At 61.7% G+C, this 17,374-nt stretch carries 14 protein-coding genes; 10 read left to right on the top strand and 4 right to left on the bottom strand.

The window, feature by feature from the left end; genetic code table 11:
• The first annotated feature begins 25 nt into the window (after positions 1 to 25).
• The 3 genes from folP to ppk1 all read left to right on the top strand — a co-directional run bounded on the left by folP (position 26) and on the right by ppk1 (position 4,784).
• Entirely contained in the window at positions 26 to 874 is an 849-nt protein-coding gene (folP, locus tag NOX35_RS17695) for a dihydropteroate synthase (protein WP_256494186.1), read from the top strand.
• A 37-nt stretch (positions 875 to 911) separates the two neighbouring features.
• Positions 912 to 2,246 (top strand): phosphoglucosamine mutase, encoded by a 1,335-nt coding sequence (glmM, locus tag NOX35_RS17690; RefSeq protein ID WP_003067335.1) that lies wholly within the window; start codon positions 912 to 914, stop codon positions 2,244 to 2,246.
• Positions 2,247 to 2,717: 471 nt separating this feature from the next.
• A complete protein-coding gene (ppk1, locus tag NOX35_RS17685; protein WP_256496938.1) occupies positions 2,718 to 4,784 on the top strand; it encodes a polyphosphate kinase 1 in 2,067 nt (688 codons plus the stop codon).
• 187 nt (positions 4,785 to 4,971) lie between these two features.
• Here the strand turns inward: ppk1 and NOX35_RS17680 are convergent, their stop codons facing one another.
• On the bottom strand, positions 4,972 to 6,453 hold the full coding sequence (locus tag NOX35_RS17680; RefSeq protein WP_046462525.1) for a Ppx/GppA phosphatase family protein: 1,482 nt from the start codon (positions 6,451 to 6,453) through the stop codon (positions 4,972 to 4,974).
• Between the two features lie 440 nt (positions 6,454 to 6,893).
• Here NOX35_RS17680 and pstS point away from each other — a divergent pair, with 440 nt between their 5' ends.
• The 7 genes from pstS (at position 6,894) to phoR (ending at position 13,608) form a co-directional block, all read left to right on the top strand.
• The gene (gene pstS / locus NOX35_RS17675; protein WP_182283489.1) at positions 6,894 to 7,925 is read left to right on the top strand and encodes a phosphate ABC transporter substrate-binding protein PstS; all 1,032 of its coding nucleotides are present in this window, start codon (positions 6,894 to 6,896) and stop codon (positions 7,923 to 7,925) included.
• Positions 7,926 to 8,098: 173 nt separating this feature from the next.
• Positions 8,099 to 9,037 carry a phosphate ABC transporter permease PstC gene (gene pstC / locus NOX35_RS17670; RefSeq protein WP_179627128.1) on the top strand — a complete coding sequence of 313 codons (939 nt, stop codon included), beginning with the start codon at positions 8,099 to 8,101 and terminating at the stop codon, positions 9,035 to 9,037.
• On the top strand, positions 9,034 to 9,924 hold the full coding sequence (pstA, locus tag NOX35_RS17665) for a phosphate ABC transporter permease PstA (RefSeq protein ID WP_182283488.1): 891 nt from the start codon (positions 9,034 to 9,036) through the stop codon (positions 9,922 to 9,924). The genes pstC and pstA overlap by 4 nt, the downstream gene beginning before the upstream one ends.
• A gap of 17 nt (positions 9,925 to 9,941) precedes the next feature.
• Complete coding sequence (pstB, locus tag NOX35_RS17660; RefSeq protein WP_003080251.1) at positions 9,942 to 10,718, top strand: phosphate ABC transporter ATP-binding protein PstB; 777 nt, start codon at positions 9,942 to 9,944, stop codon at positions 10,716 to 10,718.
• Between the two features lie 10 nt (positions 10,719 to 10,728).
• Positions 10,729 to 11,430, top strand: a complete 702-nt coding sequence (gene phoU, locus NOX35_RS17655) for a phosphate signaling complex protein PhoU (protein ID WP_003067322.1) — start codon at positions 10,729 to 10,731, stop codon at positions 11,428 to 11,430.
• An 18-nt stretch (positions 11,431 to 11,448) separates the two neighbouring features.
• On the top strand, positions 11,449 to 12,144 hold the full coding sequence (phoB, locus tag NOX35_RS17650; RefSeq protein ID WP_182283486.1) for a phosphate regulon transcriptional regulator PhoB: 696 nt from the start codon (positions 11,449 to 11,451) through the stop codon (positions 12,142 to 12,144).
• Between the two features lie 87 nt (positions 12,145 to 12,231).
• On the top strand, positions 12,232 to 13,608 hold the full coding sequence (gene phoR, locus NOX35_RS17645) for a phosphate regulon sensor histidine kinase PhoR (protein ID WP_256494183.1): 1,377 nt from the start codon (positions 12,232 to 12,234) through the stop codon (positions 13,606 to 13,608).
• On the opposite strand, the gene NOX35_RS17640 is transcribed toward phoR, so the two are convergent.
• From NOX35_RS17640 to NOX35_RS17630, 3 genes are all read right to left on the bottom strand, one after another.
• Positions 13,605 to 14,978 (bottom strand): MATE family efflux transporter, encoded by a 1,374-nt coding sequence (locus tag NOX35_RS17640; RefSeq protein ID WP_256494182.1) that lies wholly within the window; start codon positions 14,976 to 14,978, stop codon positions 13,605 to 13,607. The genes phoR and NOX35_RS17640 overlap by 4 nt on opposite strands.
• Entirely contained in the window at positions 14,975 to 16,702 is a 1,728-nt protein-coding gene (locus NOX35_RS17635) for a hypothetical protein (protein WP_182283483.1), read from the bottom strand. The genes NOX35_RS17640 and NOX35_RS17635 overlap by 4 nt, the downstream gene beginning before the upstream one ends.
• 175 nt (positions 16,703 to 16,877) lie before the next feature.
• The gene (locus tag NOX35_RS17630) at positions 16,878 to 17,123 is read right to left on the bottom strand and encodes a type B 50S ribosomal protein L31 (RefSeq protein WP_003053459.1); all 246 of its coding nucleotides are present in this window, start codon (positions 17,121 to 17,123) and stop codon (positions 16,878 to 16,880) included.
• Positions 17,124 to 17,374 lie beyond the last annotated feature (251 nt).

The following is a 17,374-nucleotide window of genomic DNA, read 5'->3' as shown; positions in this document are numbered from 1 at the left end:
TGCACTCTCAGATATCGGAAGATTTATGTCGCAACAGTGGCAAACCTCGCGTTTTCTCTTGCAGCTCGACAAGCCTCAGGTCATGGGCATCGTGAATGTGACTCCGGATTCCTTTTCGGACGGAGGCAGGCATGCCGGTGTATCCCAGGCCATGGCTCATGCGGAGCGGCTTCTGGAGCAAGGGGCGCATATTCTGGATATAGGTGGCGAGTCCACCAGGCCGGGCTCGCCCGCTGTGAGCCTTGAAGACGAGCTGGCTCGCGTTCTGCCCGTGCTGCGCGAAGCCGTCAAGCTCAACGTGCCCATCTCCATCGATACCTACAAGCCCGAAGTCATGGCCGCGTCTCTGGATCTGGGGGCGGACATCATCAACGACATCTGGGCGCTGCGCCAGCCCGGTGCCTTTGAGGTGGTGAGCAGGCACGCCAGCTGTGGCGTGTGCCTGATGCATATGCACAAGACACCGCAAGACATGCATCTGGAGCATCTGCAGGGCGATGCCGTGGTTCAAGTTCGGGACTTTCTGCTGCAGGTGACTCAGCCTTTGCTCGAGGCCGGCGTTGCTCGCTCCCGCATCGCCTGGGACTACGGTATTGGTTTTGGCAAGAGCGTGGTACAAAATTTTGCCTTGCTTGCACATCAGCGTGAGCTGCTGGGCCTAGACTTCCCCCTGCTGGCGGGCTGGTCGCGCAAGGGCTCCCTGGGGCAGGTGACCAGCCTGCCTGTGGATCAGCGCATGGTGCCCAGCGTCGCGGCGGCATTGCTGGCGGTCGAACGTGGGGCCAAAATTGTGCGTGTCCACGATGTGAGGGATACGGTGGCTGCGCTGGCAGTCTGGCAGGCCATGCATGATGCGCAAGCGCTGCAGGCATGATGACAGAGATATTGAATCTAAAAAGGACAACGAGAATATGGCACGACAGTATTTCGGCACCGACGGGATTCGCGGCACGGTGGGCAAGTCGCCCATCACGCCTGACTTTGCCCTGCGCCTGGCGCATGCCGTGGGGCGCGTGTTGCGCCGCACGCAAGAGCGCCCTCTGGTGCTGATCGGCAAGGACACCCGCATCTCCGGCTACATGCTGGAGAGTGCACTCGAGTCGGGCTTCAACTCTGCCGGTGTCGATGTCATGTTGCTTGGCCCCTTGCCGACACCGGGCGTGGCCTATCTGACGCGCGCCCAGCGCGCCAGCCTGGGGGTGGTGATCAGTGCCAGCCACAACCCGTTCTATGACAACGGCATCAAGTTCTTCAGTGCCGAGGGCACCAAGCTGCCTGATTCCTGGGAAGAGGATGTGGAAGCCGCTCTCAAGGAAGATCCCGTCTGGGTGGATTCAGCCTCTTTGGGCAAGGCGCGACGTCTGGCCGATGCCGCCGGCCGTTATATCGAGTTCTGCAAAAGCACTTTCGATCACAGCCTGTCATTGCGCGGCCTGAAGATCGTCGTGGATGCGGCCCATGGGGCGGCCTATCAGATTGCTCCCAAGGTCTTTCACGAACTGGGTGCCAATGTGGTGGAAATAGGCTGCTCGCCGGACGGCCTGAATATCAATGAGGGAGTTGGCGCGACCCATCCCGAAGCGCTGGTGAGGGCGGTGCGAGCCAACAATGCCGACTATGGCGTGGCGCTGGACGGCGATGCCGACCGCCTGCAGCTGGTCGATGCGCAAGGCCGCCTCTACAACGGCGACGAACTGCTCTATCTCATGGCGGCCGATCGTCTGGCTCGCGGCGACGTAGTCAGCGGTGTGGCTGGAACCCTGATGACCAATATGGCGGTGGAGCAGGCGCTCAAGGAGCAGGGCGTGGGTTTTGTCCGTGCCAAGGTGGGGGACCGCTATGTGCTGGAAGCGCTCAATGCCAAGGGCTGGCAGCTGGGCGGCGAAAGCTCGGGCCACCTGCTGGCGCTGGACAAGCACACGACCGGTGACGGCCTGGTCAGCGCACTGCAGGTGCTGCAGGCCTGCGTGCGCTCGAAGAAGACCATTGCCCAGTGGCTGGAGTCCGTGAAGCTGTTTCCCCAGGTCATGATCAATGTGCGCTTGCAGCCTGGCCAGGACTGGAAGAGCAACGCCAAGCTGCCCGGTGAGCAGGCAGCGGTCGAAAAGCTGCTGGGCAGCGATGGCCGTGTACTGATCCGTCCCAGCGGTACCGAGCCCCTGGTGCGAGTCATGGTCGAGGCCAGGAGTGCGGACATGGCCAGCAACTGTGCCGAGCGCCTGGCCGAGGTGGTCAGGGCCAGCTGAAGTTGTGCAAACCCTGATGACTGTCATGAACAATGATGACAGTCATCTTTTGGTCATCTAATTGTCATAAACCATGGGCAGACTGCGGACATGCCCTCAGGGGTGCTTCAAGCTTTCGCAGGCTGCTGCCACATGTCCCAATCCGTATCTGGTTCCGACTCTTTTTTTCCCACTTCCATCACTTCATCTTCAGGGCAGGATCCGGCTGCAGTTTCTTCAGTGACCTCGCAGACCGACAGTCAGGTGCATGAGGCGGGACCTGCCTCCCTGGGTCTGGCGCATATCTCGCTTGTGTCTCCCGTTACGACGGCGGTCGTCAACTCCGCGAGCGAGCCGGCTGCAGTTGCGCAAGCCGGGGCGGCCGGGCACCATGGTGTGCCCGGTGCCGTTTCCGACGCTGCGACACCGGTTTCTTCTGCCCCTGCCAAAGCGCCGCGCCGACGCCGAGCGGCGTCCAAGAACGAGGTAGCCATGCCGCCTGTGATCGAGCCGACTCTGGAGCTGCTGGACCGCGATCAAAGCATTCTGGTCTTCAATGAGCGCGTGCTGAACTGGGCCGAGCGCGAGGATGTGCCGCTGCTCGAGCGCCTGCGCTATCTGTGCATCGTGTCTTCCAATCTCGACGAGTGGTTCGAGGTGCGCTGCGCCCCCCATGTCTCGGCCGCCAAGGTCGGTGATGAACAGGGGCCGTACTCGCGCGCCAGCTTCGAGCGACTGATGACTACGGCCCACGGCCTGGTTGCCAAGCAGTACCAGCTCTATAACCAGTCCATCATTCCCGCGTTCGACAAGCATGCGATTCGCCTGGTTTCTCACGGCGAGCGCAGCGTGGCGCAGCGCAAATGGGTGCGCGAGTACTTCATGCGCGAGGTTCAGCCCTTGCTGATGCCAGTGGGGCTGGATCCGTCGCATCCCTTTCCGCAGGTCGCCAACAAGGCCCTGAATTTCATCGTGCGCCTCAATGGTGTGGATGCCTTCGGGAGGGCCAATGAAGTGGCCATCGTCAAGGTGCCGCGTGCCTTGCCGCGCCTGATCCGCCTGCCCGAGAAGATCTCGGGCAAGCAAAAGCTGTTTGTCAGCATCTCCAGCGTGGTGCGTGCCCATCTGGCCGAGTTGTTCCCGGGGCGCGAAGTGTCGGAGTTCTCGCAGTTCCGTGTCACCCGCCACTCCGATCTGGCCGTGGATGAAGACGATGTGGTCGACCTGCGCATGGCCCTGCGCCAGGGCCTGCACCACCGCCACTACGGCCAGGCGGTGCGTCTGGAGGTGTCCTCGTCCTGCTCGGTGGTGCTCTCTGACCTGTTGCTGGAGCAATACGGGCTGCCCGCCGAGGCGCTGTTCCGCGTCAAGGGGCCGGTGAATCTGGTGCGCCAGATGCAGCTGATCGATCTGGTCGACGACCCGGCCCTGCTGTTTCCCAAGTGGAAACCTGCCTGGCCCACGCAGCTCGTGCCCGGCCGCTCCATCCTGGCGCAGATGCGCAAGAGCGACATCATCATTCACCAGCCCTTCGAGAGCTTTGATGGCGTGCTAGAGTTGCTGCGCGAGGCCGTGAACGATCCGCAGGTGCTGGCCATCAAGCAGACCATCTACCGCACGGGCACCGACTCCGAGATCATGAGCCTGCTGGCCGAGGCCGTGAGCCGCGGCAAGGAAGTGCTGGCCGTGCTGGAGCTCAAGGCGCGCTTTGATGAAGAGGCCAACATCAATTGGGCGGAAAAGCTGGAGTCGCTGGGCGTGCAGGTGGTGTACGGCGTGGTCGGCCTCAAGACCCATGCCAAGATGCTGCTGATCACGCGTCGTGAAAAGCGCAACAACCAGCTCAAGCGCTATGCGCATCTGTCCACGGGCAACTACAACGCCCGCAGCGCGCGCCTTTACACCGACATCAGCCAGCTGACCTGCGATGACGAGATCACGGCCGATATGGATGCGGTATTTCGCCACCTGTCCAGCCATAACACCATGCCCAAGCTGCAAAAGCTGGTCATGGCGCCGTTCCATCTGCAAAACCGCATGCTGGAGCTGATCGGCCTGGTGGCCGCCGCAGCGGCGCGGGGCGAGAAGGCGCGCATGGTGCTCAAGATGAATGCGCTGACCGATGAGCCCCTGATTCGCGCCCTGGTAGAGGCCGGTCGCAAGGGCGCGCAGATCGATCTCATCGTGCGCGGCTCCTGCATGCTGCCGGCACAGCGCCCGGGCGTGACGGACAATATCCGCGTGCGCTCCATCATCGGCCGTTTTCTGGAACATTCACGCGTCTTCTACTTTGCCTGGGGGCAGGAAGAAGAGCTGTTGCTGTCCAGTGCCGACTGGATGAATCGCAATATGCTCAGCCGCGTGGAGCTGGCCTGGCCGGTGCTTGACAAGAAGCTGCGCCAGCGCGTGATCGACGAGTGCCTGGTGGCCTATCTGGGCGACGACCGCGATGCCTGGACGCTGGATGCCTCGGGCATTTACCAAAAGCCTGTGCGTCCGCTGGAGGGCAAGGGCGCCCAGCAGGCCCTGATGGTGCGCTACGGCGGCAAGAGCGTTTGAATACGCTGAAAAGAGGAGCGTCTTGCGCCTGATATGCAATGTTTTCAGATATTTCTAGTATTGAAATCATTGTTTGACAGGTGCTTGCAGCTATCTTTTTGAGGGGGCTCTACAGAGCAAAAGACAAAGGGACTGCCTCGCAGTCCCTTTGTCTTTTGCAGGCCGCGCTGCGGCCTGGCTGGTGATATCAGCGCAGCTGCAGCTTGAGGCTCCAGGGCGTCTTGCTCCAGGCCATGGCTTCCTCCTCGAGCAGGCGGGCGGATTGCGGGTAGGTCAGCATCCAGCCCGAAGGAGTGGAGAGCTTGCATTCCGAACCCGAACGCTTGATCTGCATGCCCTGCATGTCAGGGTCGCGGCGGGTATGGCTCAACTGCACGGCAATGCGCAGTGCCATCAGTGGCAGGGCCAGCTGCGGCTCTTCGATGGCGTCCTCCAGCTTGCGCAGCTTGCCCTGGTGACCCAGCACCAGCTGACAGATGCGCTGGCGCAGCTCGGGCTCCCAGGTGGCCAGGCCACAATGCTCGACGATATAGGCGCCGTGACGGTGATAGTCGCTCAGGGCCACGCGCATGCCCACCTCATGCAGCTGCGCGGCAATGGCCAGGGCCTGAGTGCTCAGCGGTGCGGTTTCTGCGGGCAGGATTTGCTGGCACAGCTGGGTGGCAATGCGCTGCACGCGCTGGGCATGGGGTACGTCCACGCCGAAGTCCAGCTGCAGCGCGCCGACTTCCGCGGCTTCCTTGTCGGCAGGGGGCTCATGGTCGAGCAGGTCGTGCAAAGCTCCCTGGCGCAGTGCGCCCTGTGCGACTTCCAGCTCGGTAATGCCCAGCAGGTCGACCACGGCCATCATCACGCTGATGCCGCCTGCGACCACCGGGCGGCGATCTTCCTTGAGGCCCGGCATGCGCAGGCGCTCCACATGACCGATGTCCAGCAGCAGCTCGTAGAGGTAGCGCAGCTTGGCGGGCGTGATCACCTGTCCGTCCAGGCCCTGGGCTGTGAGAGCATCGGCCACGGCGTTGGCCGTGCCGGAGGAGGCATAGGCGCAGTCCCAGGCCGTGCCCGGGTAGGCGAACTGGGCCTGGGTCAGGCATTGCTTGGCGGCGGCAACGGCAGCCTGGAAGTTGGCCTTGTTCAGTGCGCCGTCGCTGAAGAAACGGCTGCTCCAGGAGACGCTGCCCAGTGCGAACGATGCCACTTGCAGGGGCTGGCTGTGCTGGCCGATGATGATTTCGGTGGAGCGTCCGCCAATGTCGATGACCAGGCGTTTTTGCTGGCTGGGCGGCAGCGAGCTGGCCACGCCGCGATAGATCAGCCGGGCTTCCTCCTCGCCGGCAATGACTTCGATGGGAAAGCCCAGCAACTGGCTACCACGCGTCACGAATTCGTCGGCATTCAGTGCCTCGCGCAGAGTCTGGGTGGCTACAGCGCGGACATGCGAGGCATCAAAGCCCCGGAGGCGCTCGCCAAAGCGAGCCAGGCATTCCCAGCCGCGCTCCATGGCTTCGCGGGAGAGTTCCTGGCGCGAGTTCAGGCCATTGCCCTGGCGCACGGTTTCCTTGAGATATTCCACACGCTCGATGCGTTGATGCGAGCCGATGCGGCCTATTTCAAGGCGAAAACTATTGGAGCCAAGGTCTACGGCGGCAAGCAGCGATTCAGGAGCCATTTCTGAGCCAATCAATGCGTTGTTGTTATGCGGGTTGGGGCATGGGCAGAGCATGAGCGTGATGGAACTGGCGACACATGCACTGGGCAGTGGAATATGCAATATGGGCCGTCATCGAGCTTGTTGGGCGCTGGGTTCAACCTCTGCCAAGTCAGGTATTTGCAGGTTTTTGCCGGATTGGGCCGTCAGAGTGCGGTCACGCTGTGTGACAGACTATGTCATATATTGCCGGCGATCAGACTCCAGCCTTGCGACAAGCTGTTACCCGGGTCGGGTCTGAGGGTCAAGGCTCAGCAGTTTGCGAATGAAATATGACACTCGCATGACTGCGCTGGAGGTCTTTCACTCGGTTGCGCCTTGAAATTTTCATGTCACGACCTTGTCATAAAAGGTTTTTAAAGTTCACTCCATCGAATCTTTCAACCCTAAGAGGTCGTTTCATGAAGTTGTCCTTGATTCACGTTCTGGTGGCTGGTGCTCTGTCTGCAGCGGGTATTGCCAACGCCAGCCAGGAAGCCACAGGTGCCGGTGCGAGCTTCCCGGCTCCTCTGTATTCCAAGTGGGCTGCCGACTATCACAAGGCCACTGGCGTCAAGATTAACTATCAGTCCGTGGGTTCCAGCGCCGGTGTCAAGCAGATCGAAGCCAAGACCGTGGACTTCGGTGCTTCCGATGAGCCCCTGAAGGATGAGGAACTGGCCAAGAAGGGCCTGGTTCAGTTCCCCACCGTGATCGGCGGCATTGTTCCCGTGGTCAACATCAAGGGCGTGGCTCCCGGCCAGCTGAAGCTGTCGGGCCAGGTGCTGGGCGATATCTACCTGGGCAAGATTTCCAAGTGGAATGACCCCGCCATCACGGCTCTGAACCCCGGTGTGGCGCTGCCTGACGCGGCCATCGCTCCCGTGCGCCGCGCTGACGGCTCCGGCACCACCTTCGGCTTCACCAACTACCTCTCCAAGGTCAATGCCGAGTGGAAGGAAAAAGTGGGCGAAGGCAAGGCCGTGAACTGGCCCACCGGTGCCGGCGGCAAGGGTAACGAAGGCGTTGCCGCCTTTGTGGGTCGCCTGCCCAACTCCATCGGCTATGTCGAGTACGCCTATGTGAAGCAGAACAAGCTGACCTACACACAGCTGCAGAACAAGGAAGGCACTTTTGTCTCTCCTGACGACGAGACCTTCAAGGCGGCTGCTGCTGGCGCTGACTGGGCCAAGAGCTTCTACCAGATCCTGACCAACCAGCCCGGCAAGAACGCCTGGCCCATCACCTCGGCAACCTTCATCCTGATGCACAAGACTCAGGAAAAGCCTGCTCAGGCCGCCACCTCGCTGAAGTTCTTCGACTGGGCTTACAAGCAAGGTGACAAGACTGCCGCCGACCTGGACTATGTGCCCATGCCCGACGCTGTCAAGAACGTGATCTTCAAGTCCTGGAACGACATCAAGGACACTTCGGGCAAGGTTGTTTCCAAGTAATTTCGTGTCATCAGTGAGCAGCGGGCTGCCGTGCCGGACGGTATGTTCGCTGCTTGTTTCAACCCTTTGCGAATAAAGGCGCTCACGTGTCCACTACGTCGCCCTCCAGTTCGCTGGCTGCAGCCCCCACCGATGCCGCCAAGCGACGCTCTCCCTCTCCGCCACGTGCTCCGATGATCTCGGGACGTATGGCGGATCGTTTGTTTGGTGGCCTGGCACGCAGCGCAGCGATTCTGACGCTGGTGCTGCTGCTGGCCATCATGGTTTCGCTGATCTTCGGTGCCTGGCCCGCCATCTCCGAATATGGTCTGGGCTTTCTGACCAGCAGTGTCTGGGACCCCGTGCAGGATCAATACGGCGGTCTGGTCATGATTTACGGCACGCTGGCCACTTCGGCCATCGCGCTCATCATTGCAGTGCCCGTGAGCTTCGGCATTGCCCTGTTTCTGACGGAACTCTCGCCTGCCTGGCTCAAGCGCCCTCTGGGCACTGCCATCGAGTTGCTGGCTGCAGTTCCCTCCATTGTTTACGGCATGTGGGGCCTGATGGTGTTCGGCCCCGTGCTGGCCACCTATGTGCAGCAGCCACTGCAGAACCTGCTGACCGGTGTGCCCTATCTGGGCGCTTTTGTCTCCGGCCCTCCCGTGGGTATCGGTATCTTGTCGGCCGGCATCATTCTGGCCATCATGATCATCCCCTTCATCGCCTCCGTGATGCGCGATGTGTTCGAAGTCACGCCGGCGCTGCTCAAGGAGTCGGCCTACGGTCTGGGCTCCACGACCTGGGAAGTGGTCTGGAAAGTGGTGCTGCCCTATACCAAGACCGGCGTGCTGGGCGGTGTCATGCTGGGCCTGGGCCGCGCACTGGGCGAGACCATGGCCGTGACCTTTGTGATCGGCAACATGAACCAGCTCAATTCCCTGTCCGTGTTCGAGGCTGCGAACAGTATCACCTCGGCGCTGGCCAATGAGTTTGCCGAAGCGGGCGAGGGCCTGCATCAGGCGTCGCTGATCTATCTGGGTCTGGTGCTGTTCTTCATCACCTTCGTGGTTCTGGCCTGCTCCAAGCTGCTGCTCAACCGTCTGCAGAAGAACGAGGGAGCCCGCTCATGAGCCCGACTTCCACCTCCTCCAAAATGCTCGATGCAGCCGATCTGGCTGCGGTGCGTCAGGCCAAGTACAACAGGCGCAAGCATCTGAATCAGGTCGCGCTGACCCTGTCCATGGCAGCCATGCTGTTTGGCGTGTTCTGGCTGGTCTGGATTCTCTGGGAAACCATTCGCCAGGGCCTGGGCGGTCTGAACTTCGCCCTGTTCTCGCAGATGACGCCTCCCCCCAACGAGGAGGGCGGTATTGCCAATGCCATCTGGGGCTCGCTGATGATGGTGGCGCTGGCCACTTTCGTGGGCACGCCTATCGGCGTGATGGCAGGGGTCTACCTGGCCGAGTACGACAAAAAAGGCTGGCTGGCTTCCACCACGCGTTTCGTCAACGACATTCTGCTGTCGGCACCCTCCATCGTCATCGGTCTGTTTGTCTATACCGTGGTGGTGGTGCGCTTCAAGAGCTTCTCCGGCATGGCCGGCGTGATCGCGCTGGCGCTGATCGTGATTCCCGTGGTCATCCGCACCACGGAAAACATGCTGGTGCTGGTGCCGGCCAGCCTGCGTGAAGCAGCTTATGCGCTGGGTACGCCCAAGTGGAAGGTCATCATCATGGTGACCTTGCGCGCAGCCCGCGCCGGCGTGATCACCGGTGTGCTGCTGGCAGTGGCCCGTATTGCTGGCGAGACCGCTCCGCTGTTGTTCACGGCGCTGAACAACCAGTTCTGGAATGCAGACATGAGCAAGCCCATGGCCAGCCTGCCGGTCACCATCTTCAAATTTGCCATGAGCCCGTATGAGAACTGGCAGCAACTGGCCTGGGCCGGTGTCTTCCTCATCACTGTGGCTGTGCTGGGTCTGAATATCCTGGCGCGTTTCATCACCCGCCAGAAATAATTCGAAAGTTCAAGATCATGACTGCAACCACTGCTCCCGCCAACATCAAGCTGGCCGTGCGCGACCTGAACTTCTACTACGGCAAGTTTCACGCGCTGAAAAACATCAATCTCGATATTCCCGAGAAGAAGGTCACGGCCTTCATCGGCCCCTCGGGCTGCGGCAAGTCCACGCTGCTGCGCACCTTCAACCGCATGTTCGAGCTCTATCCCGAGCAGCGCGCCGAAGGTCAGATCATGCTGGACGGCGACAACCTGCTGACCAGCAAGCAGGATGTGGCCCTGATTCGTGCCAAGGTCGGCATGGTGTTCCAGAAGCCCACGCCGTTCCCCATGTCCATTTATGACAACATCGCTTTCGGCGTGAAGCTGTTCGAGAATCTAAACGCCTCGGACATGGACGACCGCGTGGAGTGGGCGCTGCGCAAGGCGGCACTGTGGAACGAAGTCAAGGACAAGCTGCAGCAAAGCGGCTCTGGTCTGTCGGGCGGGCAGCAGCAGCGTCTGTGCATCGCGCGCGGCATTGCCATCAAGCCAGAGGTGCTGCTGCTCGACGAGCCCTGCTCGGCGCTGGACCCCATCTCCACGGCCAAGATCGAGGAGCTGATTGCGGAGCTGAAGAACGACTACACCGTGGTCATCGTGACACACAACATGCAGCAGGCCGCCCGTTGCAGCGATTACACGGCCTATATGTACCTGGGGGATCTGGTGGAGTTTGGCGACACCGAAAAAATGTTCTTCAAGCCCCAGCGCAAGGAAACGGAAGACTACATCACAGGCCGCTTCGGCTAAGGACTTAAAAATGACAGAAAAACATTTGTCCACGCAGTTCGACTCCGAACTCAATCGTGTCTCTGCCCGCGTCATGGAGCTGGGCGGTCTGGTCGAGTCGCAGATCAGCAATGCCGTCTATGCACTGACCAGCTTCAGTACCGAGGCGGTTGAGCAGGTCATCAGCACCGAGCAGCGCGTCAACGCCATGGAGGTCGAGATCGACCATGAGCTGTCGTCCATCATTGCACGCCGCCAACCCACGGCCCGCGACCTGCGCCTGCTGATCGCCTTCTCCAAGGCCACGGCGAACCTGGAGCGCATGGGCGACGAAGCCTGCAAGATGGCCCGCATGGTCAAGTCCATCATCGAAAGCGGCGCTGCCCGTTCGCTGCCCAGCGGCGAGTTGCGCATGGCGGCACAGATGGCTTCCGAGCTGCTGCGCAAGACCCTGGATGCCTTTGCCCGGCTGGACACCAAGGCGGCGGTTGCCATCTTGCGTGAAGACGATCTGATCGACGAAGAGTTCGACGGCTTTGTGCGCAAGCTCATCACCTACATGATGGAAGATCCGCGCACCATCTCCGCCAGCCTGGACCTGCTGTTCCTGGCCAAGGCCATCGAGCGTATCGGCGACCACTCCAAGAACGTGGCCGAGCTGATCATCTACCTGGTCGAGGGCAAGGATGTGCGCCATCAGACCATGGCCGAAATCGAATCTGCGGTGTTGTAAGACGGAGGCTACTCAGGGATGAAGAAGATGCCCATGGTCCTCATCGTGGAGGACGAACCTGCGATTGCAGAGTTGATCGCGGTCAATTTGAGGCATAACGGCTTCCAGCCCGTATGGGCGGAAGACGGTGTTTCGGCGCAGCGCGAGCTTGATGCCGTGCTGCCCGACGTGATTTTGCTCGACTGGATGCTGCCCGGTGCCAGCGGACTGTCTCTGGCTCGCAAATGGCGTGCCGACAGCCGTACCAAGGCCGTGCCCATCCTCATGCTGACGGCGCGTGGCGACGAGCCCGACAAGGTGGCTGGCCTGGATGCCGGTGCGGATGACTACATCACCAAGCCTTTTTCCACCCAGGAGCTGCTGGCCCGCATTCGTGCCGTGCTGCGCCGCCGTGCGCCTGAGCAGGTGCAGGACAAGGTCAGCATTGGCGAGCTGGTGCTGGATGCCGCGGCCCACCGCGTGAGCTGGCAGGGCGATCTGCTCAAGATCGGTCCCACCGAGTTCAAGCTGCTCAACTATCTGATGAAGCACCCCGAGCGCGTGCACAGCCGTGCGCAGTTGCTCGACAAGGTCTGGGGCGATCATGTCTTCATTGAAGAGCGCACCGTGGACGTGCACGTCAAGCGCTTGCGAGAATCGCTGGGTGTGGCGGGTGCTCTGATTGAGACCGTGCGCGGTGCGGGCTACCGCTTCAGCGCCCAGGCCATGGCCTGACAGCACTTCCCCCCGAACCTCGGCCCGGCCTGGCTGGGTCGTCAAAAATCACAACTGAAAGCAAATATGGGGTGGCGTGGTTTTCGATTGTTGGCTTCTCAGGTCGCGGCAGCCGTGGTGGTATGGCTGCTGTGGGCCTATCTCGTTGCACCCGGTGCGACGGTGCTGCAGCAATGCGTGGCTGCCATGACGGGCGCCTTGATCGGCGGCTGGATATGGTGGCTGGTGGACAGCTGGAATGGCGCGCGTCTGCTGCACTGGCTGCGTCAGTCGGAGCTGGGCGCGGTGCCCAATCTGGCAGGGATCTGGGGCGAGGCCAGCGTGCGCATGCGCCGCTGGATTCGCCAGAGCGTGCAGCAGGTGCAGCAGGGCGATCAGCGGCTCAATGACATTCTGTCTGCCTTGCAGGCCAGTCCCAATGGTGTGGTGCTGCTCGATGCACAGGGCCGCATCGAATGGTGCAATCAGATTTCTGCCAAGCAGTTCGGCTTTGATGCCGAGCGCGATGTGCTGCAAAGCATTGGTAATCTGGTGCGAGATCCTCAGTTCAGTGCCTATTTTGCGGCGCAGGACTTCAGTCATGACCTGGTCATGCAGGGGCGCGAAAGCACACCTTCGCGGCCGGTCAAGCTGTCGGTGCAGCTCTACGGCTACGGTGAAGGGCGCAAGCTGCTGCTGGCGCGCGATGTGACGGCGCTGGAGCAGGCCGAGGCCATGCGCCGCGACTTCGTGGCCAATGTCTCGCACGAAATCCGCACGCCTCTGACCGTGCTGGCCGGTTTTGTCGAGACCCTGCAGAACCTGCCGCTCGAGGAAGACGAGCGCAGGCGCTATCTGGAGCTGATGGCCCAGCAGGCCGAGCGCATGCAGCATCTGGTCGAGGACTTGCTGACCTTGTCGCGCCTGGAGGGAAGCCCGCTGCCCAGCAACAATGACTGGGTGTCGGTGGCGCAGCTGCTCAATCGCTGTGAGAACGAGGCTCGCGGCCTGTCCAATGCCTTGACGCGCAAACAGGCCAAACCCCATGTGCTGAACTTTCCTGATGAGCAGGCGCTGCGGCAGGCCGGAGATCTGGCAGGTGCGAGCGCAGAGCTGCACAGTGCGTTTTCCAATCTGCTGGCCAATGCCATGCGCTACACGCCGGCCGGTGGGCAGATCGATGTGCGCTGGCAACTGCTGCCCGATGGATCGGCCCGCTTTGCCGTCAAGGACTCCGGCCCCGGCATCGACGAAAAGCACGTGTCGCGTCTGACGGAGCGCTTCTATCGCGTGGACCGCAGCCGCTCACGCGATACGGGCGGCACTGGCCTGGGGCTGGCCATCGTCAAGCATGTGCTGCAGCGGCATGGCGCCAGGCTCAGCATCCAGAGTGAGCTGGGCAAGGGGTCGGAATTCGCCGTCACCTTCCCGCCCAGCCGTGTGCGGGCAGCTGCTGAAGTACCCGCCAAGGCACTTTCTCATTAGGAGGCCCTGGGCTGGGCCTGCAGCTTTGGAGGTCGTATGGCTCTGTGCAAAATGCTGCTGAAGGCCATGGCTGTGACAAACAGGGCTGCCGCGCTGCAAACCCAGAAGGGCATGGGCGTGGCCTGCCAGTCCAGCCAGCCTTCGGCTGCTTGCCATCGGTAGGTCAGCCAGTAGCCAAGGCCCAGGCCGCCGCCCCACAGCAGCAGGCAATAAATCACCAGAGGCGCAACGGTCACGCGATAGCAGCGCAGCACGAAAATGCAATAGGTCTGCACGCAGTCCGCCACATGGTATGCAGCCACGCAGATCAGCAGCCAGGACGTCATTGCCAGCACCCGCGGGGAGTCGGTGTAGATGTCTGCAATCCAGGTGCGAGCGATCAAGAGCGTAGCTGCTGTCGCAATACCGATGAGCAGAGCAAGCTTGAAACACTGTTGAATCAGCGTGCTGGCCCGGGCTTCGTCACCGGCGCCGCGCCAGTAGCTGACGCGGGCGCTGGTCGCAATGGCCAGGGACAGCGGAACCATATAGCAGATGGCGGCCAGATTGGCGGCGATCTGGTGGCTGGCAGACGAGAGCGAGCCCTGCCTTGCCACATACAGGGCCATGAGGGTGAAGGAGGTGACTTCCACCAGAATGGCCAGGCCTGCAGGGATGCCAAGGCGGCAGAAGCGGCCCAGCTGCAGCCAGTCAGGGCGCTCCAGCCTCTGCCAAAGCGCCAGCGGAGCATAGAAATCCTGAGTGCGCATCAGCCACAGGGCCACGGCAAACATGGTGTAGTTGACCAGCAGCGTGGCCAGTGCGCAGCCCACTGCTCCCAGGGGGGCAAGGCCCAAGCCGCCAAAGGTGAACCAGATGGACAAGGGAATCTTGATCAGCAGCGAGATGAGTTGCAGCCAGGTGACCAGCTTGGGCTGGCCTAGCGCCTGGTTGAGCGCGCTGTAGATGCGAAACAGCAGCGCCGGTGGCAAGCCCCAGGCCAGTACGGCGAGATAGCGCTTGACCTCCAGTTGCAGCGCATCGGGCACATCGGTCCAGCGCAGCAGTGCGCCGGGCATGAGCAGCACCGCCATGCCAAGCACGCAGGCCAGTGCACACAGATACATGGACTGGCGCAGCGAATGGCCGATGGCCTGCGGCAGACCGGCACCCCGCTGTTCGGACCACAAGGGCAGAAGAGCCTGAAAAATGCCCATCAGTGAGGCATAGACGCTGATGAAAATGGCCGACCCTACGGAGAGGGTGGCCACGGCATCGTTGGAATAGCGGCTGGCCACGATGGTATCGGTGGTGCCAAAGGCCATGACGGCCAGCTGCCCGGCCAGCACGGTACCTGCATGCCGGCCTATGTATTGCAGCTCGCCTTTCATGGTGCGGCTTTGGGGCCGGTGTACTTGAGCAGTACCAGAACTTCCTTTTGACCGGCCAGACGGGTGATGCGGCTGACTTCATTCCAGCCTTGGCGCAGCTTGCGATTGTGATCGCCCGCCCAGCGGTCTGCATCGACCAGCGCCCAGCCGCAGTCGCCAGGGGCGCTGCGGCGCAGCAGCGCGGTGTCCACATGAGTGTAGTAGCGCACGGCCGCAATCTGCGAACGGCCCAGGCCGTAGGTCAGCACGCAGCTTGTGGCGCCGTTCTGCCTGAGTTCGCTGCCCAGCTGTGTCATCTGGAATTCATAGCTGCGAGCATGATCCAGCGGCTCCATCCAGAGTGTGGACAGCAGCACCCAGCTCAGTGTGGCGCCTCCGGCCGGGAGCACCAGGCTCTTCCAGATGGCTGCGCGATTGCGCGAGGTGCGCCAGATCACCAACACAAACCAGCCGGCCGTGGCGAACAGTGCCACGATGACCGTGGGCCAGGAGATGCTGGCCTCGAATTGCGGAGCCAGACGCGCAATATTGGCTGCGATCTTGGGCGGGAATCCGGTCTGAAACGCCAGCCAGACCACCCAGATGGCAATTGCGGATGCCGTAAAGAACAGCAGCGTGAACCAGTCGATCAGCGCGCTGATGCTGCGGCGGAAAGTGGGCAGGGCGAAGGCGGCCAGGGTGGCGATGGCGGGAAGCCCCAGCAGCAGTGCCCGATCGGCCGGGGTACTGCTCAGGCAGGCAGCCACCGGGACTGTGGCAAACAGCAGGGCGATGGACAGATGCGGGTTGTGGCCGGGGAAGGCAATCTGGCGGCGCCAGACCCACAACGTCCACAAAGCCAGGGGCCAGGCAGGCCAGCAGAACCACAGCAGCAGTTGCAGCAGGGCTTCCCAGTCCTTGAACGAGTCCACCAGATGCCAGACCCATTGATCCAGGGCCGTGGTCAGGCTGGCTGCGAGCACCGTGGCGGCCAGCCAGGCTGCGGCCCAGGTGCGGGCCTGACGGTGGGCGCGGCCGGGATTGTCGCCCCAGCTGCGCTGAGTGAAGGCGATCACGCCGCAGCCAAGTCCGAACAGCACGGAAAGAGTGGGGGCGCCGCTCAGGGCCAATCCCAGCAGGCCGAATAGCAGTGCCGCGGCTGACTTCCTGGGGTGATAGGCCATGGCCGCAGCTGCAAAAAACAGCAGCGCCGTGCAGCCCAGCTGCGTGACATAGCTGGTGGTTTCATGCGAGAGCTGGGCCAGGCCCAGGCAGGCAACCAGGGCCAGCAAAGCTGCATCGGCCATGGCGCGGGCATAGTCGATCAGCTGGGCTTCCCCGCCAAAGGCAAAGGCCACGGGCTGCGCACCAGGCGTGCGTGCAAGGTAGTAGGCTCCCCACCAGGTGGCGCCCAGGGTCACGACCAGCAAGGCGATGAAGGGCAGGCGCGCCGCCATTTCGGCGCCGAGCAGCCACTCGAAACCCTGCAAGGACAAGGCACCCAGCCAGTAGGGCAGCAGACCGTCCATGCTGGGAGCCAGGCCCGAGAGCTTGGGGGCCAGCCAGTCGGTCTTGCCCAGCGCCAGCTCGCGCATGTAGCCAAAGGCCTCCATATCGTTGGAGCGCCAGGGGCCGCGCATGACAAAGCCGGGAATCACATAGGCCAGGCACAGCAAAAGCAGGGCCCAGCGCGGCAGGCGGCGTACAGCGCTTTGGGCAACGATGGCGGGTGTGGGCTGGTTCACGCAATCAATCCAGTAGCGGCTGTGCGAATTTGCACGGCCAGATCAGGCGAAAGCGCTTGAGGTCAAAGCGCTTGGTGCTCCGATGATAGGAGCATTGGGATTCCGTCGAGCGGCACCCAAAAAAGAAAAAGGCAGCACGGTTGCCCGGGCTGCCTTTTCAGCAAAAAAGTAAGAATTACTTCTTGCCGAAGCGGTTGCGGAACTTCTCCACGCGGCCACCCATGTTGTCCACCGACTTTTGTGTGCCAGTGTAGAAGGGGTGCGATTCAGAAGTGGTATCCAGCTTGAACAGAGGGTACTCTTTACCTTCGAAGTTTTCGGTTTCCTTGGTGGAAACGCAAGAACGTGTCACGAACTTGAAGCCGTTGGACATGTCAACGAACAGAACTTCGCGGTAATTGGGGTGAATGCCTTCTTTCATGATCTTTCCTTTGGTCAAGTGCGGGAGCCGCACCAGCCTGTCCGGTGTACTTTCCGCATAAAAGCTCTCCATTATTGCACACAATGAGAAAACAGCGCTGCTTGCGTCAGCAGGCGGTGGTGTGCGTTCAGCTTGCAAACCATGACCAATAGCTTCGGTGGCAGGCCTGATCCAGACAAGGCTGCAGAGTTCTTTTAGCTGCAGCAGCCCGGTGTTTGGGGCCGGCCGCCGCATGCCGGAGCGCTTCCGGC

The organism is Comamonas sp. C11, assembly GCF_024496285.1.
Taxonomy (GTDB): domain Bacteria; phylum Pseudomonadota; class Gammaproteobacteria; order Burkholderiales; family Burkholderiaceae_C; genus Comamonas; species Comamonas testosteroni_F.
The sequence above is the reverse complement of the archived record's forward strand: the minus strand, read 5'-3'. Positions and strand labels throughout refer to the sequence as shown.